The following is a 19,945-nucleotide window of genomic DNA, read 5'->3' as shown; positions in this document are numbered from 1 at the left end:
GCCGCCGCGCAAATCCACGTGTTAGAGCGTCACCGCCTGCCCGCTCTGCAAAGACTGCCGCATCGCGTGGCCGATGCGAGTCGCCTCGAGCGCGTCGGCGAGCGTCGCACCCGCTTGCAGGCTGCCCGCCGCCGCGCCCCTGATCGACGCGACAAACGCTTGCGCCTCGAGCACGAACGCCTCTTCGAAACGATCGAGAAAGGTAGGCGTGCACTCGTTGCGAATGCCGCCCGCGTCGTAGATCTCCACACGATTCGCGCGCGGATTGCGCCCAATGGCAAGCGCGCCAGCGGTGCCGATTACTTCGCTATGCGTATCGTTGCCATGAGCCTGGGTGCGCGACGCGTAGAACACCGCGAGCTTGCCGCCCTCGAATTCGCAGATCGCGACGCCGTTATCCACATCGCCGAACTCGCGCAAACCCTCATGCAGCGCAATCGCGCCCGCTGCGTACACGCGCGTCGCACGCGGCTTGCCGAGCAGCCAGCGCGCGATGTCGATGTCGTGCACCGTGCAATCCAGGAAGATGCCGCCGGAGGTCGCCGCGAAGCGCACGAAAAAACCGTCCAAATCGTTCTTGTCCGCGGTCTGCGAGCGCACCAGAAACGGCCGGCCGATGCTGCCCGCGTCGATTTTGCCGAACGCGTCCTGATAGCTCGGATCGAAACGGCGCATAAAACCGATGGTTACCTGCAGACTCGGAAAGCGCGCGGCCTCGGCCAGCACGCGCTCGCATTCGCCGGGATCGAGCGACAAAGGCTTTTCGCAAAACACGTGCTTGCCGGCGCGCAAGGCGTCCACGATCTGTTGCGCGTGCAACGACGACGGTGTGACGAGCCACACGGCATCCACTTCGCCGTCGTCGAGAAGCTTCGCGTATTCGTCGTAAAGGCGCGGCCCCGGCAAGGCTTCACGCGCCCACGCCCGCTCTTCACCAAGCGGACTGCACACGGCTATGAGTTCCGCGCCGGGCACGCGGTAAGCCAGATTCTGCGCGTGGTGTTTGCCGAGCCGCCCGAGACCCGCCACGCCGATACGCAGCCGCCGCAGGCCCGCTGAAATCTCGCCGGACATTGCAATCACAGTCATCGCGCGGCTCCGTCAAGTTTGACCGCACGGCCTTCGCGCCACGATTGCGCTGCGGCTTCTGCTAGTTCGAGCGCCTTCACGCCGTCGGCGACGGTGGTGCGCACCGGCTTGCCCTGCGTCACTGCCTCGAAGAAATGCGCGATTTCCAGTGCATAGGCCGCGCGATACCGTTCGAGGAAAAACGCCTCGGGCACGTCGCTGGACACTTCGGTCTTCGAGTAGGCGGTGACTTCGGTGGGCCGCACGTTGCCCGCCTGCAGCATGCCGCTGCTGCCAAGCACTTCGAAGCGCTGATCGTAACCATACGCGGCACGCCGCGCGGTGTTGATCTGGCACAGGCGGCCGCGCTTCGTGCGGATCGTCACGGCAGTGGAGTCGATGTCGCCCGCCTCCGCAATTGCCGGATCGGCAAGGCAACTGCCGGTGGCATGCAGCGTGTCGGCTTCGTCGTCGAGAATCCAGCGGAAAATGTCGAAGTCGTGGATCAGCATGTCCTTGAAGATGCCGCCCGAATGACGAATGTATTCGACAGGCGGCGGCCCCGGATCGCGGCTCGTCACCACGAGCATCTCCGGCGTGCCGATCTCGCCGGCGTCGAGGCGCGCCTTCAGCGCAGAAAACGTCGGGTCGAAGCGGCGCTGAAAGCCGATCATGCACACCACCCCCGCGCGTTCCACCGCATCGGCGCAGGCCCGCGCGCGCTCGAGCGTGAGGTCCACCGGCTTCTCGCAGAACACGTGCTTTTTCTGCGCGGCCGACTTCACGATCAGATCGGCATGCGTGTCGGTGCTCGAACAGATCACCGTTGCTCCAACGGACGCGTCGCCCATCGCGCCGTCGACATCTGCCACCTGCGCACCGTGCGCGGCGGCCAACGCCGCCGCCGCTTCGCGGTTCACGTCGACCACATACCTGAGCCGCACGCCCGGCTGCCGCGCCAGATTGGCCGCGTGAATCCTGCCGATGCGGCCCGCCCCGAACACCGCGACGTCGATCGGTTTTGCTGCGTCAGTCATCGTATCCTCCAGTGTCTTTGGCTTCTTCTACGTTCAGTTCGAGCTTGTACGCAAGCGCGATGAAAAGCGCCTGGCACAGGCAGATGGTGCTGGTCAGCGAGCGGAACGCGAACGCGCTGCCCTCTTTCACATACAGTTGCGTGCTGGCGTAGCGCGCGAGCGGAGATAGTTGGCTATCCGTAATAACCAGTGTCTTCGCCTGATGGTGATGCGCAATGCGCAGACAATACTGCGTTTCTTTCGCATACGGCGCGAAACTGATCGCAATCACCACGTCGCCCTTCTTCACGCTGCGAATCTGCTCGCGATACATGCCGCCGAAACCGGACACGAGATGCACGCGCTTGGGCGTGTGCTGCAGCGCATAGACAATGTAGCTCGCCACCGGAAACGAACGCCGCACGCCGATCACATAGATGTTCTCCGCCTGTTGCAGCATTTTCACGGCGGCGTCGAACTGCTTGTCGTCGAGCCCCGCTTCGAGTTCTTCAAGACCGCCGCGCGAAGCCGCAATGAATTCGCGCGCCACCGCACCGCCTGACAGCGCACCCGGCTTCTCGTCGATCAACTTTCGGATACGCTGCTGATAACTCGACGAGGACGCACCCTGCCCCGTGTACGCCTGACGAAACACCGCCTGCAGATCGGAGAAACCAGAAAAGCCGAAGCGCTGCGCAAAGCGCACCACCGCCGACGGATGCACCCCGCAGCTCGCGGCAATGTCGCTCGTGCGATCCACCATCACGCTCGCGCGATGCTGCTCGATATACGTCGCGACGTTTTTCAACTGACGCGGCAGCGCCTCGTAGTTTTCCGCGATGCGCTGCATCAATTCTTCGACGCTCTGCGCTTCTTCGGTGCTCTCGTCCGCCATGGCTCTCTCTTCGGTGCTTTATCGCAGTGCGGCAGACGCTTTCCAACACGCGCCGCACGGCCTGTTGACGTTGCCGATTATAGGCAGCACATCGCATAAATGGAATGCATTTTCCATTTTTATTCACGGTGAAATTTCTATTGCACCACCCCGGAAGATGACCTAATCTTGGTCGTGAGCGATGGCGCTTCGGCGGACGTGCGTCGCTCCTTTCAATAACGACAGACCGAGAAAGGTGGAGACATGAGACTTTGCAAGGGCAAGGCTACGCTCAGGATTCTGGTGACGGCTTTGACGTTGGCGACGGGATTCGCAGCGGCCTCGGCCGCCCGCGCGGCCGACGGTCATTTCGTGCTGATCAGCCACGCGCCGGACTCCGATTCGTGGTGGAACACCATCAAGAATGCAATCAAGCAGGCCGACGAGGACTTCAACGTCGAGACCGACTACCGCAACCCGCCGAACGGCGATATTGCCGACATGGCGCGCCTCGTCGAACAGGCCGCCGCGCGCAACTACGACGGCGTGATCGTCACCATCGCCGATTACGACGTGTTGAAGAGTTCCATCAACAAGGTCACCGCGAAAAAAATCCCGCTCGTCACGATCAACTCGGGCACCGAGGAACAGAGCGCGCAACTCGGCGCGATCATGCACGTCGGGCAACCGGAATACGTCGCGGGCAAAGCCGCGGGCGAGAAAGCAAAAGCCGCGGGCGTGAAGTCGTTTCTGTGCGTGAATCACCTTGCGACCAACACCGTTTCTTTCGACCGCTGCCGCGGCTTCGCGGACGCAATCGGTGTCGACTACAAGGCGTCCACCATCGACTCCGGCCAGGACCCGACCGAGATTCAGTCGAAGGTCAGCGCCTATTTGCGCAACCATCCGAACACCGGCGCGATTCTCACGCTCGGACCGACGCCCGCCTCCGCTACCCTGAAAGCGGTCCAGCAAATGGGCCTTGCGGGCAAGATCTATTTCTGCACGTTCGATTTCTCCGACGACATCGCCAAGGCCATCCAGAACGGCACGATCCAGTTCGCGATCGATCAGCAGCCCTATTTGCAGGGCTATATTCCGGTCGCCGTGCTCGCCATCGTGAAGAAAGAGCACACGACCGACCCCGCGAAGATCCGCCAGTTGCTCGAAGCGAATCCGAAATTCAAGGCACGGCTTGCCACATACGGCCTCGCGCCGTCGTATGGACCGAAGAACATTCGCTCGGGTCCGGGCTTCATCACGAAGGACAACCTCGACAAGGTCATCAAATACGCCGGGCAGTACCGCTGATTCTTTTTCCTCGTAGTCACGCGCGCGCGGCGGGCAACGCTTTCGCCACACAACTTCGCCGCCGGCGCGCATTTCACCGGTTGTCGTTCCCGCACCGCATTCCCGCTGCCCGGACGCATAGCCGGCATAAAGGAGACATCATGGGTGTAGCAGGCAAACACTTCCCGCCGCACGTCGACTCGAACAGCGCCGCTGCGCACAACGCGGCGTCGCGCCCCGAGACCGACGAGCGCGTGCGCAAGGAGTCCTGGTTCGGTCACTTGCTGAACCGCCCCGAATTCGCCGCGATTTCCGGTGCGGTACTGGTGTTTCTGGTTTTCGCGCTGACCGCCGGCAGCTCCGGCATGTTCAATCTCGACGGCGTGATGAACTGGTCGCAGGTGTCCGCGTATCTCGGCATTCTCGCGGTGGGCGCGTGCCTGCTGATGATCGCAGGCGAGTTCGATCTCTCCATAGGCTCGATGATCGGCTTTGCCGGCATGATGGTCGCGATTCCCACCGTCTATTTCCACTGGCCGATTTCGCTCGCGATCCTGTTTGCATTCGCCGGCTCCATGCTGCTGGGCGCGCTCAACGGCTATCTGGTGATGCGGACGCGATTGCCTTCGTTCATCGTCACGCTCGCCTTCCTGTTCATTCTGCGCGGCCTCACGCTCGCGCTGTCCATCATGTTCGCGGACCGCACCATCGTCTCCGGCGTAGGCGATCTCGCCCAGCAGGACTGGCTCGCCAACACGCTCTTTCACGGCGTCGCGCTGCGAGGGCTCTTCACGATGCTCGCGCATCACGGCATCGGCACACTGCTCGATAACGGCCACGCGCTCGTGCCCGGCATTCCGAAGGTGATTCTGTGGTGGTTCGCACTGGCCGCGATCTGCGCGTTCGTACTCGCTAAAACGCGCGCCGGCAACTGGATTCTTGCGGTGGGCGGTGACGCCAATGCGGCAAAGAACGTGGGTATTCCGGTGCGCCGCGTGAAGATCCTGCTGTTCGTGCTGACCGCCTTCTGCTCGTGCCTGTTCGCCGTGCTGCAAGTGTGCGACATCGGCTCGGCGGCGGCCGACCGCGGCTTGCAGAAGGAGTTCGAAGCGATCATCGCCGCCGTGATCGGCGGAACCCTGCTGACGGGCGGCTACGGATCGGTGGTCGGCGCCTGCTTCGGCGCGCTGATCTTCGGCGTGGTGCAGATCGGCATTACCTATACGAACGTGAGTTCCGACTGGTTCCGCGTGTTCCTCGGCGTCATGCTGCTGATCGCGGTGCTGTTCAATCACTATGTGCGCCGTCGCGTGTCGCAATCGTAAAAGGAGAGAGACATGTCCGATACCAGCAATGTGACTAACGGCGCGGCGAACAGCATGACGACCGGCTCGTCAGCGGGAACAGCAGCAACAGCGGCAGCGCCCCACGACGATGTGATCCTCGCGCTGGAAGACGTCAGCAAGTACTTCGGCAAGGTCATCGCCCTGAGCGGCGTAACCTTGCGCCTGAAGCGCGGCGAAGTGCACTGTCTGCTCGGCGACAACGGCGCGGGCAAATCGACGCTCATCAAGACACTCGCCGGCGTGCATCAACCGTCGTCGGGCCAGTATCTGGTCGACGGCAAGCCGGTGCTGTTCGAGTCGCCGAAAGACGCGCTCGATCTCGGCATTGCCACCGTCTATCAGGACCTCGCACTCGTGCCGCTTCTGTCCGTCGCACGCAACTTCTTCATGGGGCGCGAACCGCAGAAAAAACTGTTTGGTTTCCTGAACGTCATGGACCTGGAAACGAGCGCCACCACCGCGCGCGACAAGCTCGCCGAAATGGGCATCCACGTGCGCGACCCGCATCAGCCTATCGGCACCATGTCGGGTGGCGAGAAACAGTGCCTTGCGATAGCGCGCGCCATCCACTTCGGCGCGCGCGTGCTGATTCTCGACGAACCGACCGCCGCCCTCGGCGTGAAGCAGAGCTTCAACGTGCTCAAGCTGATTCACAAGGCACGCGCAAAAGGCATCTCGGTGATTTTCATCACGCACAACGTGCACCACGCTTACCCGATTGGCGACTCGTTCACGCTGCTCAATCGCGGCAAATCGCTCGGCACGTTCACCAAGGAGACCATCAGCAAGGACGAAGTACTCGACATGATGGCGGGCGGCGCCGAGATGCAGAAGATGATCGGCGAACTCGAAGGCGCAACCATCTGATTCATTCGCGCGGCGGCGGCCGACCTCGCGCCGCTCGCCGCGCTCCGTCACTCAGGGGTATTCATGGCTCATTCCAGTACATTCAGCGGCACGCCCGTGCAGAGCGAGGACGAAACCGCGGGCGCGTCCGGCAGCAACGGCGCCAGCCGCTTCGCGCCGGGCCGCAGCCGCGACATCGTGTGCCTTGGCCGCCTCGCCGTCGATCTGTACGCGCAGCAGGTCGGCGCGCGCCTCGAGGACGTGTCGAGCTTCGCGAAGTATCTCGGCGGTTCGTCGGCGAACATTGTATTTGGTTGCGCGCGGCTCGGGCTCACGGCGGCCATGCTCGCGCGCGTCGGCAACGACCACATGGGCCGCTTTCTGACCGAAACATTGATGCGGGAAGGCTGCGACGTGAGCCACGTGCGCGTCGATCACGACCGCCTCACCGCACTCGTGCTGCTCGGACTGAAGGACCGCGACACATTCCCGCTTATCTTCTACCGCGAGAATTGCGCCGACATGGCCGTGGACGAAGCCGACTTCGACGAGGCGTTCATTGCTTCGTCCAAAGCGCTGCTGATTACCGGCACGCACTTTTCCACCGAACAGGTGAACCGCACGAGCCGCCGCGCGCTGGATTACGCGCGGCGCAACCAGGTGCGCACCGTGCTCGACATCGACTATCGCCCGGTGCTGTGGGGTCTCACGGGTAAAGCGGACGGCGAGACACGCTTTGTCGCGAGCGAGGGCGTCACCGCGCATTTGCATAGCATTTTGCCGCTGTTCGATCTGGTGATAGGCACCGAGGAAGAGTTTCGCATTGCCGGCGGCAAGAGCGAACTGGTGGACGCGCTCGCGATGGTGCGTACGCTCACGCCGGCCACGCTCGTGCTCAAGCGCGGACCGATGGGCTGCCAGATCATCGACGGCAACGTGCCCGCCTCGCTCGATGAGCTGCCGGTCCACGGGGGCGTGGAAGTGGAGGTGCTGAATGTGCTCGGCGCGGGCGACGCGTTCGCCTCCGGCTTTCTCTCCGGATGGTTGCGCGATCAACCACTTGAAGCCTGCGCGCGCGCCGCGAATGCCAGCGGCGCGCTGGTCGTATCTCGCCACGCCTGTGCGCCGGCCATGCCGACGCCCGCCGAACTCGACTATTTCCTGCGCGAGGCGAAGGCCGATCCCGAACGCATGCGCCGCCCGGATCGCGACGCGACTCTCGCGCGCCTGCATCGCGTAACGCCCGCGCGCCAGCAATGGAACGAAGTACTCGGCTTTGCGTTCGACCATCGCAATCAGTTCTTCGAACTGGCGCAGCAGACGGGCGCCAGCGAGACGCGTATCGCGCGGCTCAAGGGCCTGTTCGTCGAAGCGGTCGCGCAAACCGAAAGCGCGCTGGGCCTGCAAGGGCGCATCGGCGTACTGATCGACGACCGTTATGGCCAGGACGCGCTCAATGCCGCGACCGGCCGCGACTGGTGGATCGGCCGCCCGGTCGAATTGCCGGGCTCGGTGCCGCTCGTGTTCGATCACGGCCGCTCGGTGGGCACGACGCTCGCGACATGGCCGCGCGAGCATGTCGCGAAGTGCCTCGTGCAATTCCATCCCGACGAACCGATCGAACAGCGTCTCGAACAGGAAGCGCAATTGCGTGCGCTCTACGACGCGACCCAGGCGAGCGGTCACGAATTGCTGCTCGAAGTGATTCCGCCGAAGCACGCGAGCCTGCCGCAAGGCCCCAACGTCGTGTACCGCGCGTTGAAGCGGCTCTACAACATCGGCATCTACCCCGAATGGTGGAAGCTCGAGCCGATGGATACCGCGCAGTGGCGCCAGGTCGACGCGCTGATTGCCGAGCGCGATCCGTATTGCCGCGGCGTAGTGCTGCTCGGTTTGTCGGCGGGCGTCGAGCAGTTGAACGATGGCTTTCGCGCGGCGGCGCGCTCGTCCACATGCCGCGGCTTCACCGTGGGCCGCACCATCTTTCACGAGCCGAGCCATGCATGGCTCGCAGGCGAAATCGGCGACGACGAATTGATTGCGCGCGTGCGCCGCATCTTCGAAACACTGATCGCATCGTGGCGCGCGGCGCGCGAATCCGCTGCCGCCGAACGCGACGCGAATACGCACGTTCATCAGGAGCAAGCTGCATGAATCAGCGCTTTTCAGAGCATCGGGACGAGCATGACGAAGAAGTATCAGGCGGCGCTGTCGCGGGCGGCACGCTGCGCCTGACCACCGCGCAGGCGCTCGTGCGTTATCTGGCTGCGCAACGCGTCACGACAGAAGACGGCCTCGGCACCGAGCCGCTCTTTGGCGGCGTGTTCGCAATCTTCGGTCATGGCAACGTGGCGGGCATGGGCGAAGCGCTGTATCAGCATCGCGACGCATTGCCGACGCTGCGCGCACATAACGAACAGGCAATGGCGCATAGCGCGATTGCGTACGCGAAGGCGCATTTTCGCCGCCGCATGATGGCGGTCACCACGTCCATCGGCCCGGGCGCAACCAATCTGCTGACTGCGGCAGCGCTCGCGCACGTGAACCGTCTGCCGGTGCTGCTGTTGCCGGGCGACATTTTCGTCTCGCGGGCGCCGGACCCGGTCTTACAGCAACTCGAAGATGCGCGCGACGGCGGCGTTTCCGCCAACGATGCGTTCAGGCCCGTGTCGCGCTACTTCGATCGAATCGTCCATCCCGCGCAATTATTGAGTGCGCTGCCGCGCGCGCTGCGCGTGCTCACCGATGCGGCTTCCTGCGGCCCGGTCACGCTCGCATTGCCGCAAGACGTGCAAGCGCAGGCGTTCGACTTCCCCGCCGATTTCTTCGCGCCGCGCGTAGTGACGTTTTACTCGCCTGCGCCGCGCGCCGACGAGATCGGCGCCGCGATAGAGCGTTTGCGGCATGCGCGGCGCCCGCTGATCGTCGCGGGCGGCGGCGTGCTGTACGGCCGCGCGAGCGAGGCACTGCAACGCTTTGCCGCCGCGCACGGCATTCCGGTAGCCGAAACGCAGGCGGGCAAAGGTGCTCTCGCATGGGACGATCCGCTGAACGCCGGCGCATTGGGCGTAACGGGCTCGCCTGGCGCCAACGCACTCGCGCGCGAGGCCGACTGCGTGCTCGCGCTCGGCACGCGCCTGCAGGACTTCACGACCGGGTCGAACTCGCTTTTCACGCAGGCGCACGTAATCGGCATCAATGCCAATGCGTTCGACGGCCTCAAGCATCGCGCTCAGGTGGTGCAGGCCGACGCGCACCTCGCGCTCGACGCCCTCAACGCGGGTTTGCATGACTGGCATGCGGACCGCGCGTGGACTGCACGCGCCCGCGAACTCGCGGCGAGCTGGCGCGACGCGGTACAGGCGCTCACCCACGCGCCGCAGCACCAGGCCGTGCTGCCCTACGAGGGCGACGTGATCGGCGCGGTGCAAAGGTCCAGTGCCGACTCGCCCACGCACGACATCGTGGTCTGCGCGGCGGGCACCTTGCCCGCGGAATTGCACAAGCTGTGGCATGCCGCAGTGCCGGGCGCGTATCACGTCGAATACGGCTACTCGTGCATGGGCTATGAAATTGCCGGCGGGCTCGGCGCGAAACTCGCGCGCCCCGAGCGCGAAGTGATCGTGATGGTAGGCGACGGCAGCTATCTGATGATGAACAGCGAGATTGCCACTTCCGTCATGCTGGGCGCGAAGCTGATCGTGGTGGTGCTCGACAATCGCGGCTACGGCTGCATCAACCGCTTGCAGCAGGCATGCGGCGGCGCGCCGTTCAACAATCTGCTCGACGACTGCAGACAGGGGCCGCTTGGCGCGCCGCGCATCGACTTTGCCGCGCACGCGCGAGCCCTCGGCGCGCACGCCGAACACGCGGCGAATATCGCCGAACTCGAGGCCGCGCTGCAACGCGCACGCGCGGCGGACCGCACGTACGTGATCAGCATTGACACCGACCCGGCGCGCACCACGGCAGAGGGCGGCTGTTGGTGGGAAGTCGCGGTGCCCGAAGTATCGCCCCGAGCGGGCGTGCGCGACGCGCGGGCCAGCTACGAAGCGCAGCTTGCGGCACGCGGCACAGCGCGCGGCGCGATGCCGCAAGATGACAACGGCAAGGGCAAGGACGCCGCCGACGGCGACAGGACTCGCGATAGCCACGGCAGCCCTCTGCCCACTCACGAAGCCAACGACCAGGGACCGCTCGCATGACCGCTTTCAACGTACGCATCGGCATCAACCCGTTGTCGTGGATGAACGACGACCTGCCCTCGCTCGGCGGTGAAACGCCGCTCGATGTCGCGCTGACTGAAGGCCGCCAGATCGGCTATGAGGGCTTCGAGCTCGGCAACAAGTTTCCGCGTGAGCCCCAAGCATTGAAAACGCTGCTCGCGCAATACGACCTCGCGCTCGTCTCCGGATGGTATTCCGGACGTCTTGCACGGCGCAGCGTCGAAGAAGAGATCGCGCAAGTCGGCCCGCACCTCGAACTGCTCGCGCAAAACGGCGCGAGCGTCATGGTGTACGGCGAAGTCGCCGATTCGATTCAGGGCGCGCAAAGGCCGCTTTATCAACGGCCGCGTTTTTTCGGCGACGCGCAATGGGCCGCGTATGCCGCACGCGTCGATGAGTTCGCGCGCTACACGCTCAGCCGCGGCGTGCGGCTTGCGTACCATCATCACATGGGCGCCTACGTCGAAACGCCGGCCGACGTGGATCAGCTGATGTCGCGCACGAGCGATGCAGTCGGACTGCTGTTCGACGCGGGACACATCACGTTCGCGGGCGGCGATCCGCTCGGCGTGCTCGATAAACACATCGGCCGCGTGTGCCACGTTCATTGCAAGGACGTGCGCCCCGCCGTCATGAAGCTCGCGCGCAATCGCAACTGGAGTTTTCTCGACGCGGTCATAGCAGGCGCGTTCACCGTGCCGGGCGACGGCGCGGTCGATTTTCCGTCTATCATCGCGCGGCTGAAGCAGCACGGTTATTCGGGGTGGCTGGTGGTGGAAGCAGAACAGGACCCGGTTGTCGCGCCTTCGTTCGAATACGCGCAAAAAGGCTTCAACACCTTGCGCGCATTAGTTGACGCACCGCTCGACACGACCGCGAGCAACAAGCCGCGCACTACGCAGGAGGCAGCATGAGTCTACTGGTAAAGGCCGAGCGCGAGGGCCAGACAATCGCGCGCGTAACGCCGCAGTCGGCCTGCTGGCGATACGTCGGCTTTGCCGCTTATCGCCTGGGCACGAGTGAAGTGGTGCATGTATTCGAGCCGTCGCGCGAGGTGTGCATCGTGGTGCTGGCCGGCGCGGTGGACGTTGAAACAGAGCACGACAAATGGTCGTCGCTCGGTTCGCGCGACAGCGTGTTCGAAGACGCCGCGCCCTACGCCGTGTATTTGCCGCCCGGCGTGCGCGCGGCCGTACGTGCATGCCGCGATGCCGAGATCGGCGTGGCGAGCGCGCCCGCGAAAGGCGAGTTCCCTGCGCGGCTGATCGAGCCGTCCTCCATGAAGCGCTCCACCCGCGGCAGGAGTCTCAATACGCGATACGTCTGCGATATTCTGCCGCAAACGGAACCGGCGGAGTCGCTGCTGGTTGTCGAAGTGCGAACGCCTGGCGGCCATGCTTCGAGCTATCCGCCGCACAAGCACGATACGGACAACGTGCCCCACGAAAGTTCGCTCGAAGAGACGTACTACCATCGGTTGAACCCGCCGCAAGGTTTTGCGTTTCAGCGCGTGTACACCGATATGCGGGATATCGACGAATCCATGGCCGTTGAGGATCACGACGTCGTGATGGTGCCGCGCGGCTATCATCCGGTGGTCGTGCCTTATGGCTACGACTCGTATTATCTGAACGTGATGGCGGGCGCGCAGCGCGTCTGGCACTTCCGCAACGACCCGGCGCACGAGTGGATCATCAATAAGGATGCGTGAGCCGGGCCGCTTGCCGCGCGCCGCATCATTTGCCGCGCGCGGCGAGATCCACGTTGAGCGCGCCGTCGGCGCCCATGCGCACCGTCCCCTTAGAAACGTCCCGGCGATAGCCGTACAGGTCGAACTTCATCGCGCCGGGGTTCGAGCTGTCCCTGATGAAAGTTCGCGCGTTGGTGACGAGCGAGTTGAACATTTTCACGTCGCCCGATTCGATCCATACATAGCTTTTCGCCGCGTTGGCCGGCGCTCGCGCGAGCGCTGCGCCGGTCTCGCGCCTGAACGTGAGAACGAGGCCGTCGTCGGTCACGGTCGCGCTCGCAAGGCGCCCTTGCAACAGCGGCGGCGGGAATACGGTGTACTGATCGAATACCAGTTCATTGCCTTGCAGCGCGACGCCTTTGCGCGCGAACGGCGTAAGCGAGGCAAGCGGAATGTCGAGCGCACGCAGCAATGCGGCCTGCGGCACGCCGAGCACCTTGACGGACGTCGGCTGATACACGAGATGCCGCTCGTCTCGCGCGACAATGGTACCGCTCATCGTGGTAGGCAGCCATACGCCCGGAAAGTGATTCCATAGCTTGATGCCGCCTGTCACTTCGAGCTTGCCGTCCATCGGCTTCAAGTGAAGGTCGTTCAGCGAGCGCGGCTCGTAATCGAGCAGATAGTCGTTAAAGAGCGCGGCCATCGCGGGCCACGGCTCCACCACCTCCCCGCCGAGAATGCGTATGTCGTACTGCTCGGGATCGTCGAGATCGACCGGTTGGCCTCTCGTTTTCGGGACCAACTGCGCGTCGAGTGAACGCACATGAAAACCGATGCGCCCGGCTACGTAAAAGTCCACGTTTTCCACATGAATCAACGCAGTGTTCGCGAGCGAATGACGCTCGTCGTTGGGTGCCGGTGTTCGCGCCGCCTCCCCGCGGCCGGGCAACGTTGGGCGCAGGCTTACAGGCATCGCGCGCGCCGCCGAAGCACTTTGCGCGCTCTGCGGCACGTGTTGCCAGACGAGCCGCGCCGCGGCGAGCGAAGCTTGCTGCGCGCGAATCAAGCTGTCGTTAAAGCGCGCGCTCGCGCGGCCGATCTCCTGCGGCGGCTCTTTCGCCGTGCCCGCGACGGCGCTGAACGAAGGCAGGCGCACGTCCAGCGCACCGGCTTCGTCGAACGTGAAATAGCCGGCGGCCATCTGTTCGCGATAGTGATACAGATCAAGCACGAACGGCGCGCCCGCGTCGATGGGTGTCAACGCCATGTCGATATTCATCGGCATGGAGCGCATGAACTTCACATCGCCGCCTTGCAGCAGCATGCCGCGCGCGGGCATGTTGGCGGGCCAGTCTATGCGCGGCAACGTGCCGTCGTCGAGCGTGAAGCGCACGCCCGCCGCGCTCATGGCAATGCTCGCGATCCGCATGCGCAGCGCGGGCGGCGGCGTCAGCTTCGCGACCTGCATCACGACGTCGTCGCCGTCAAGGCGCGCAATCGGCGTCTGCACTTTGAGCAGATCGGCCATCTTCACATGCGCTGCCTGCATCAAGCGGTCGGCCGCAACACCCGCGACTTCGACATGATTAGCATGGAACACCAGTTCGTCGGCGCTGCGCATCGCAAGCGAGCCGGACAGCACGATGGGCACCCACGTGTCGCGGCGCATCTCGCCAGTAATGCGCAGGCTGCCGCCGTCTTGCGGCACCACGCGCATGTTGCGCAACGGCGAGCTTTCGTAGCTGAACAGGTAACGGTTGAAGATCGCAGTGAGCTTTGCGCTGTCGAGCGTGACTTCGCCGCGATGCACGTCGATGACCACGCTCGTCGGGTCGTCGAAAACAATCGGCTCGCCGGCCCGCGCCGGGACCAGCGTCGCCGCCATGTCGTGGATCATGAAGCCGATGTCGCCCGTCACGCGAAAGTCGACGTCGCGCGCGAACATCAGTGAACCGTCTATGCCCGAGTCGCGCAGCGTCAGCGCGCGGCTGCGCTTCACGCTCATGCCGCTCGCGACAGGCACGCGCGCCGCGATGCTTCGCTCGGCAGCGAGTTGTCGAGCTTTTGCGGCTTCTATCGCGGGGCGCGGCTTCGAAGCGGCTTGCGCGCCCGAGGCGCTCGACTCGGAAAGGTCCACTGTGGGCTCGGCGTTCATCGTGGAAGTCGCGGCGGCGCACGGCGACATGACAACCGCCGCGCTCAAAAGCGCCGCACCCGCGCGCAGCGGCACACGCCAGTTGCATCGCGATACCGCCACGCACGCGCGACGCGCGTGGGCCGCCCATGCGTTGCCTTGTGGCTCTTCGTCGAAAGCGCCTTTGTCTTTCATAGTGTCTCCTCCCTGAAGCCGCGACGCATACAACGAACGCGCATGGGCCGCGCATGCGCCGCGTGCCTTCATGATTGTCTTTATTTGTCAGCGCGCTGCCGACAAGATTTCTGGAGGATGCTCACCAAACGATCAAGCGTTTGAATCGCCGGGCGCGGCCCATGCAAAGCCCCGCGTGCTGGCCGCGAGCGCGGAGCCGATCAGCGCAATTCAAACACGGTTGCGCCGTCGGCTTTTCGGCGAGGGCCGCGCCGCCGAGGTAAGAAGATCGTGCGAGCCCGCCTCATCCCACGCCGAGCCATTCGCGCGTTACGTCCGTGCGCTGCTGGAAGGCATCCAGCTCGCCGTCGAAGACGATCTCGCCATGCCCCATCACCGCGACGCGGCTCGCCAGGTCGCGCGCGATCACCAGTCTCTGCTCGATCAGCAGCATCGCCATGCCGCGCTCACGCAGCATGCGCAGACATTGCGCGACTTGCTGCATGACCGAGCTTGCGAGGCCCTCGCCCGGTTCGTCGACGACAAGCAGATCCGGGTCGCCGAGCAGCGCACGCGCGAGCGCGAGCATCTGCTGCTCGCCGCCCGACAGCACGCCCGCACGCGTGCGCTTGCGCTCGCGCAGCATGGGAAAGAGCGTGTACGCATCGTCGACGGTGAAGCGTGCGGGCTGTCCGCGTCTGCTTTCGCGCCGCTGCGGCGCCAACCCCAACTCGAGGTTTTCGCCGACGCTCAGCCCGGGAAACACATCGCGATGCTCCGGCACATAGCCGATGCCGAGCCGCGCGATTTCGAAGGTGCGCAGTCCCGCCAGCGGGCGGCCGGCCAGACGCAGCTCGCCGTCGCATTGCACGAGGCCCATGATCGCGCGGGCGAGCGTCGAGCGCCCCGAGCCATTGCGGCCGACGAGCGCGAGCACTTCCCCCGCGTCGATCCGCAGGTTCACGCCGTGCAAGGCCTGGCTCGGGCCATACCATGCGTTGAGTCCGCGGATCTCGAGCAAAGGCGTCATTGGTCGCCTCGCTGCTCGAAACCTTCGCCGAGATAAGCCGCGCGTACCGCGGCGTCCGCGCGGATCGCCGCGGGCGTGCCGGTTGCGATGATGCGCCCCTGCACAAGCACTGAAATGCGATCCGCGATGGCGAACACCGCGTTCATGTCGTGCTCGACCATCAGCAGCGTGCGGCCCGCGGTGGTCTCGCGGATCAGCTCGATTGCGCGTGCCGCCTCGGCGCGGTTCATGCCGGCGGTCGGCTCGTCGAGCAGCAACGTATGCGCGCCGCTCGCAAGCGCAATGCCGAGGTCGAGCGCGCGCTGTTCCGCATAGCTGAGCGTGCCGGCCGGCACGTGCGCGCGCTCGCCAAGCCCGACTGAATCGAGCACCTGCCACGCGCGCGCATCGACCGCGGACGAACCCGCGAATCGCTGCCACCAGCGTATGCGGTCGCGCTCGGCCAAGAGCGCTGCGCAGCGCAGGTTGTCGAACACGCTTAAGCGCGCGAACACACTCGTGCTCTGGAAACTGCGCGCGAGGCCGCGGCGCGTGATGGCAGCCGGCGCAAGCCGTGTGATCTCCGCGCCGAACAGATGGATGCGTCCGGCGTTAGGCCGCGCGCCGCCCGCGATCAGATTGAACAGCGTGGACTTGCCCGCGCCGTTGGGGCCGATCAGCGCATGGCGCTCGCCCGGTTCGACGGCGAGATTCACGCCGCGCAAGATCTGCGTCGAGCCAAAGCGCTTTTCGACGCCGGACAGCGCGAGCGCCGGGATCATCGCGCGTCTCCCGAGTCATGCAGCGCGGGGGCCTGCGTGGGTGCCTGTGTCCGCGCCTGCGCAGCAAAACGGTGCTGCGCGCGGCGCGCGGCGAAAGCCGCCAGCGTGCCGCAAGTAGCGAGCGCGAAAATCGCGAGGCTGAGCCGCATAGGCGACGAGCCGACGAACGACAGCACCGAAGCCACGCCGGTCGTGCCCAGTGCCGGGCCGAGTGTCGCGCCGAATGCCGAGCCTTCGCCGGCGCCGAATTGCGCGGCGTAGGCCCACTGCACCGCGAGCACCGCAGCGGCGCTCCACAGCACAAACGCCGCCGTGCCGGCGAGGTAGACGGCTCGGCACGACCGCCAGCCATATCGCGCGAGCTGCGCCACACGGCGCGCGAGGAAACCGGCGAGGCCATCCGGTGCGGCCACCACGATCACGACGAAGAACAGCCCGAGATAGAAGAGCCAGGCGCGGGTGACGCTGGCCACCGCCGTGCTGAAAAAAGTCAGCACGACCGCGCCCGCAACCGGTCCGAAAAAGGCGCCGGTCCCGCCGATCACCGTCGCGATCAGCACGGAACCGGAGCGCAGCATGCTCACGCTTTCCGTGGACACCAGTTCGACGTTGATCAGCGCCAGCGTGCCCGCGACGCCCGCAAAAAACGCGGACATGACCACGACGCCGTAACGGATGCGGCGCGGATAGCAGCCGACGGCCGCGGCACGCACCGGGTTGTCGCGCACCGCGTTGGCGAGGCGCATGAACGGCGTGCGCGTGAGCGCAAACATCGCCACGCTCGCGAGCAGACACCACAGCGCGATCAGCGTATAGGCCTCGCGGGCCGGACCGAATGTCCACGCGCCGAACGCCGGTCCGCTCGCGCGGTCGATTGCGACGCCTGCCTCGCCTCCGAACCAGTCGGGCAAGGTCCACGCGGCGGCGGCAACCAGTTCGCCGATGCCGAGCGTGATCATGGCGAATGCGGTGCCCGCGCGGCGCGTCGAGATGAAACCGAGCAACGCGCCGCACAGCGCGGCCCCCGCTCCGCCGACGAGCGGCAGCAGCGCGAGCGGCACACCCGAACGATTGAACATGTGCGCGGCGATCAGCGCGCCGAGGCCGGCATACGCGGCATGGCCGAACGACAACAGCCCCGTTTCGCCGAGCAACAGGTTGTAGGAAAGCGCGAAGACGACCATCGTCGCGGTCTGCGCGAGATAGGCGAGCAGCCAGCTTTGCCGCCAGACGAGAGGCGGCAGCGCAAGCAGCAGAACCAGTGCGAGCCACGGCAACAGACGGCGCCATGTGGGCAGCCGCCCGCGCCCGGCATGCACGGCTCGCGCATCGGCTCCTGGCCTCGCCGTCGCGGCGGCTTCGCGAGCCGGCTCGATGCGCTCACGCATGGTCGTCGCGCCGTCCGAACAGGCCGCGCGGGCGCAGCGCCAGCATCGCGACGAGCAGCAGGTACGGAATCAGCGGTGCAAGCTGAGCGAGCGTGAGCGCGTCCCATTCCTGCGGCAAGGACGCGTCGAAGGCGGCGAGCACGTCGCCGAGCGAGACATCGCTCGCGACCGCGAGCGTCTGCACACAGCCGATCAGCAGCGACGCAGCGAGCGCGCCGCCCAGCGATCCGAGCCCGCCGATCACCACCACCACGAACACGATCGAGCCGAGCGACTCCGCCATCGCCGGTTCGATGACGGTAAGCGGCGCGCCGATCACGCCCGCCAACGCGGCGAGCGCCGTGCCTGCCGCGAACACGCCGGTGAAGACACGCGGCACGTCGTGGCCGAGCGCTTCGACAGCGCTCGCGTGCGTGAGCGCCGCGCGCACAATGAGCCCCGCTTTCGACACGCGCAGCACCGCGTACAACAGCGCCAGCATGCAGAGCGAAACCGCCATCATGAATGCGCGATACCGCGCGAAGGCCGCGCCGTAGAGCGTGAAAAGCGGACCGTCGAGCGCCGCCGGCACGCTTGCGGCAAGTGGGCTCAAGCCCCAGCCGAGCTTGACCAGTTCGCCGAGCACATAAGCGGCGCCGAAGGTGAGCAGCAACTCGGCCAGATGGCCGTGGCTGCGCACACGGCGTAACAGCCAGCGCTCGAGCGCCGCGCCGAGCAATCCGACGACGAGCGGCGCGATCACGAGCGCCGCCCAGAAGCCGGCTCGCGCCGCCACCGAGTAGCCGACGTAAGCGCCCAGCATATAGAAGCTCGCGTGCGCGAAGTTGAGCACGCCGAGCATGCTGAAAATCAGCGTCAAGCCGGCCGACAGCATGAAAAGCAGCAAGCCGAAACTGATTCCGTTCAGCAGGTTGATGACGAACGACTGCACGTGCCTAGTCCGCCGCCGCGTTCGTGGCGGCGCCAAGCGGCTCGAGCGCCGCGCGCAGCGCATCTGGCAGATTCACCGGACGGCGCGTCGCGCGATCCACATACACGTGCACGAAGTGGCCTTGCGCGGCGGCTGCGTCGTCGCCTTCGCGGAACAGGCCCACTTCGTAGCGCACGCTCGAGGTGCCGAGCCGCGCTACGCGCAAGCCCGCGTCGACGCGCTCCGGGAACACCAGCGGCGCGAAGTAGTTGCACTGCGTCTCCACCACGAGTCCGATGGTCTTGCCGTGTTCGAAATCCAGCACGCCGGCGCGGACCAGGTACTCGTTGACGACCGTATCGAAGTAGCTGTAATAGACAACGTTGTTCACGTGACCGTAGACGTCGTTGTCCATCCAGCGCGTGGTGATGGAGAGAAAGTGCGGATACGCGCTTCGTGCGGACGGTGCGGGTTTTGACATGGGCGTGGGCTCGAACGTATGTGGCTGTGAGGCGCCTGGGGTTATCCGGTGAATCTCGGCGCGTGGCTCAATGAGTGGCTCGCGCGGCTGCATGAGTCCTGCATTTGACGAACGTGGCTTCTTTACTGCCCGGGCTTGTCGACGAATTCGAACGGCAAGCCGCGCCGCCGCATCCATTCGCCGAGTGCCTGACCGGTGCCCGCGCGCCACGGCCGCAGCTTTGCCGGTTCCACCAGCCGGTATTCCAGCAGTTCGGGCGACAGCGAAATGGTGCCGTGCGCCTTCACGTGATACGCAATGATCAGTTCGTTCTTGCGGATGAATTCGTACACGCCGATCAGTTCGACCGACTCCGCGTGCAAGGACGTCTCTTCCCACACCTCGCGCGCAATGCCCTCTTCCGGCGTCTCGCCGTTTTCGAGGAAGCCCGTGATCAGCGCAAAGACGCCCTCCGCCCACGCCGCGTTGCGCGCGAGCAGAATCTTGCCTTCGTATTCGACGATAGCCGCGACCACCGGCAGCGGGTTGTTCCAATGGACGTAGCCGCATTGCGCATCTGGACAGCTCTGGCGGATGCGGCCGCCTTCATGCTCGGCGTCGGCACGCTCGATGAGAGGTGTCGAGCAGCGCGGGCAAAATCGATAGTCTGTCATGGTGGGGTCTGGGTCTTATGCGGGCTGTTCGCCCGGCGTCTGCAATGCGTCTGCA

17 protein-coding genes are annotated in these 19,945 nt (G+C 65.2%); 7 read left to right on the top strand and 10 right to left on the bottom strand.

The genetic code is table 11. The annotated features are described in order from the left end of the window. Positions 1 to 21 precede the first annotated feature (21 nt). Genes F757_RS0108160 through F757_RS0108150 form a run of 3 tightly spaced genes read right to left on the bottom strand, consistent with a single transcriptional unit; the run spans position 22 to position 2,979 of the window. Positions 22 to 1,089: a Gfo/Idh/MocA family oxidoreductase gene (locus F757_RS0108160; RefSeq protein WP_232221373.1), complete on the bottom strand. Its 1,068-nt coding sequence runs from the start codon at positions 1,087 to 1,089 to the stop codon at positions 22 to 24. Continuing rightward, positions 1,086 to 2,105, bottom strand: a complete 1,020-nt coding sequence (iolG, locus tag F757_RS0108155; protein ID WP_027210980.1) for an inositol 2-dehydrogenase — start codon at positions 2,103 to 2,105, stop codon at positions 1,086 to 1,088. The genes F757_RS0108160 and iolG overlap by 4 nt, the downstream gene beginning before the upstream one ends. Continuing rightward, positions 2,098 to 2,979, bottom strand: coding sequence for a MurR/RpiR family transcriptional regulator (locus F757_RS0108150; RefSeq protein WP_027210979.1), 882 nt, complete (start codon positions 2,977 to 2,979; stop codon positions 2,098 to 2,100). The genes iolG and F757_RS0108150 overlap by 8 nt, the downstream gene beginning before the upstream one ends. A 243-nt stretch (positions 2,980 to 3,222) precedes the next feature. Between F757_RS0108150 and F757_RS0108145 the strand changes: the two genes are divergently transcribed. From F757_RS0108145 to iolB, 7 genes are all read left to right on the top strand, one after another. Further along, entirely contained in the window at positions 3,223 to 4,269 is a 1,047-nt protein-coding gene (locus F757_RS0108145) for a sugar ABC transporter substrate-binding protein (RefSeq protein WP_013339965.1), read from the top strand. 140 nt (positions 4,270 to 4,409) lie between these two features. Beyond that, a complete protein-coding gene (locus F757_RS0108140; RefSeq protein ID WP_027210978.1) occupies positions 4,410 to 5,573 on the top strand; it encodes an ABC transporter permease in 1,164 nt (387 codons plus the stop codon). A 12-nt stretch (positions 5,574 to 5,585) separates the two neighbouring features. Next, a complete protein-coding gene (locus F757_RS0108135; protein WP_027210977.1) occupies positions 5,586 to 6,461 on the top strand; it encodes an ATP-binding cassette domain-containing protein in 876 nt (291 codons plus the stop codon). Positions 6,462 to 6,524: 63 nt separating this feature from the next. Continuing rightward, a complete protein-coding gene (locus F757_RS0108130) occupies positions 6,525 to 8,594 on the top strand; it encodes a bifunctional 5-dehydro-2-deoxygluconokinase/5-dehydro-2-deoxyphosphogluconate aldolase (RefSeq protein WP_198021366.1) in 2,070 nt (689 codons plus the stop codon). Beyond that, positions 8,591 to 10,645 carry a 3D-(3,5/4)-trihydroxycyclohexane-1,2-dione acylhydrolase (decyclizing) gene (gene iolD, locus F757_RS0108125; RefSeq protein ID WP_027210975.1) on the top strand — a complete coding sequence of 685 codons (2,055 nt, stop codon included), beginning with the start codon at positions 8,591 to 8,593 and terminating at the stop codon, positions 10,643 to 10,645. The genes F757_RS0108130 and iolD overlap by 4 nt, the downstream gene beginning before the upstream one ends. Then, positions 10,642 to 11,580: a myo-inosose-2 dehydratase gene (gene iolE, locus F757_RS0108120; RefSeq protein ID WP_027210974.1), complete on the top strand. Its 939-nt coding sequence runs from the start codon at positions 10,642 to 10,644 to the stop codon at positions 11,578 to 11,580. The genes iolD and iolE overlap by 4 nt, the downstream gene beginning before the upstream one ends. Continuing rightward, entirely contained in the window at positions 11,577 to 12,377 is an 801-nt protein-coding gene (gene iolB / locus F757_RS0108115) for a 5-deoxy-glucuronate isomerase (RefSeq protein WP_027210973.1), read from the top strand. Before iolE ends, iolB begins: the two co-directional genes overlap by 4 nt. 25 nt (positions 12,378 to 12,402) lie before the next feature. On the opposite strand, the gene F757_RS0108110 is transcribed toward iolB, so the two are convergent. The 7 genes from F757_RS0108110 to F757_RS0108080 all read right to left on the bottom strand — a co-directional run bounded on the left by F757_RS0108110 (position 12,403) and on the right by F757_RS0108080 (position 19,890). Further along, on the bottom strand, positions 12,403 to 14,688 hold the full coding sequence (locus F757_RS0108110) for a hypothetical protein (protein WP_027210972.1): 2,286 nt from the start codon (positions 14,686 to 14,688) through the stop codon (positions 12,403 to 12,405). A 283-nt stretch (positions 14,689 to 14,971) separates the two neighbouring features. Beyond that, positions 14,972 to 15,697 (bottom strand): ABC transporter ATP-binding protein, encoded by a 726-nt coding sequence (locus F757_RS0108105; RefSeq protein ID WP_027210971.1) that lies wholly within the window; start codon positions 15,695 to 15,697, stop codon positions 14,972 to 14,974. Further along, complete coding sequence (locus F757_RS0108100) at positions 15,694 to 16,458, bottom strand: ABC transporter ATP-binding protein (protein ID WP_027210970.1); 765 nt, start codon at positions 16,456 to 16,458, stop codon at positions 15,694 to 15,696. The genes F757_RS0108105 and F757_RS0108100 overlap by 4 nt, the downstream gene beginning before the upstream one ends. Further along, on the bottom strand, positions 16,455 to 17,846 hold the full coding sequence (locus tag F757_RS0108095) for a branched-chain amino acid ABC transporter permease (protein WP_027210969.1): 1,392 nt from the start codon (positions 17,844 to 17,846) through the stop codon (positions 16,455 to 16,457). The genes F757_RS0108100 and F757_RS0108095 overlap by 4 nt, the downstream gene beginning before the upstream one ends. Beyond that, positions 17,839 to 18,777, bottom strand: coding sequence for a branched-chain amino acid ABC transporter permease (locus F757_RS0108090; RefSeq protein WP_027210968.1), 939 nt, complete (start codon positions 18,775 to 18,777; stop codon positions 17,839 to 17,841). The genes F757_RS0108095 and F757_RS0108090 overlap by 8 nt, the downstream gene beginning before the upstream one ends. 4 nt (positions 18,778 to 18,781) lie before the next feature. Then, a complete protein-coding gene (locus tag F757_RS0108085) occupies positions 18,782 to 19,237 on the bottom strand; it encodes an acyl-CoA thioesterase (RefSeq protein ID WP_027210967.1) in 456 nt (151 codons plus the stop codon). A 122-nt stretch (positions 19,238 to 19,359) separates the two neighbouring features. Continuing rightward, complete coding sequence (locus F757_RS0108080) at positions 19,360 to 19,890, bottom strand: NUDIX domain-containing protein (RefSeq protein WP_027210966.1); 531 nt, start codon at positions 19,888 to 19,890, stop codon at positions 19,360 to 19,362. Between the last annotated feature and the right edge of the window lie 55 nt (positions 19,891 to 19,945).

The sequence above is a fragment of the Burkholderia sp. WSM2232 genome, assembly GCF_000472545.1.
Classification (GTDB): domain Bacteria; phylum Pseudomonadota; class Gammaproteobacteria; order Burkholderiales; family Burkholderiaceae; genus Paraburkholderia.
Note: the sequence above shows the minus strand (reverse complement) of the source record. Positions and strands in the feature narration are given on the sequence as shown.

Bases quoted from the DNA above. Each gene is read 5' to 3' on its own strand.
- F757_RS0108160 (WP_232221373.1), bottom strand. From the start codon at position 1,089: ATGACTGTGATTGCAATGTCCGGCGAGATTTCAGCGGGCCTGCGGCGG.
- iolG (WP_027210980.1), bottom strand. From the start codon at position 2,105: ATGACTGACGCAGCAAAACCGATCGACGTCGCGGTGTTCGGGGCGGGC.
- F757_RS0108150 (WP_027210979.1), bottom strand. From the start codon at position 2,979: ATGGCGGACGAGAGCACCGAAGAAGCGCAGAGCGTCGAAGAATTGATG.
- F757_RS0108145 (WP_013339965.1), top strand. From the start codon at position 3,223: ATGAGACTTTGCAAGGGCAAGGCTACGCTCAGGATTCTGGTGACGGCT.
- F757_RS0108140 (WP_027210978.1), top strand. From the start codon at position 4,410: ATGGGTGTAGCAGGCAAACACTTCCCGCCGCACGTCGACTCGAACAGC.
- F757_RS0108135 (WP_027210977.1), top strand. From the start codon at position 5,586: ATGTCCGATACCAGCAATGTGACTAACGGCGCGGCGAACAGCATGACG.
- F757_RS0108130 (WP_198021366.1), top strand. From the start codon at position 6,525: ATGGCTCATTCCAGTACATTCAGCGGCACGCCCGTGCAGAGCGAGGAC.
- iolD (WP_027210975.1), top strand. From the start codon at position 8,591: ATGAATCAGCGCTTTTCAGAGCATCGGGACGAGCATGACGAAGAAGTA.
- iolE (WP_027210974.1), top strand. From the start codon at position 10,642: ATGACCGCTTTCAACGTACGCATCGGCATCAACCCGTTGTCGTGGATG.
- iolB (WP_027210973.1), top strand. From the start codon at position 11,577: ATGAGTCTACTGGTAAAGGCCGAGCGCGAGGGCCAGACAATCGCGCGC.
- F757_RS0108110 (WP_027210972.1), bottom strand. From the start codon at position 14,688: ATGAAAGACAAAGGCGCTTTCGACGAAGAGCCACAAGGCAACGCATGG.
- F757_RS0108105 (WP_027210971.1), bottom strand. From the start codon at position 15,697: ATGACGCCTTTGCTCGAGATCCGCGGACTCAACGCATGGTATGGCCCG.
- F757_RS0108100 (WP_027210970.1), bottom strand. From the start codon at position 16,458: ATGATCCCGGCGCTCGCGCTGTCCGGCGTCGAAAAGCGCTTTGGCTCG.
- F757_RS0108095 (WP_027210969.1), bottom strand. From the start codon at position 17,846: ATGCGTGAGCGCATCGAGCCGGCTCGCGAAGCCGCCGCGACGGCGAGG.
- F757_RS0108085 (WP_027210967.1), bottom strand. From the start codon at position 19,237: ATGTCAAAACCCGCACCGTCCGCACGAAGCGCGTATCCGCACTTTCTC.
- F757_RS0108080 (WP_027210966.1), bottom strand. From the start codon at position 19,890: ATGACAGACTATCGATTTTGCCCGCGCTGCTCGACACCTCTCATCGAG.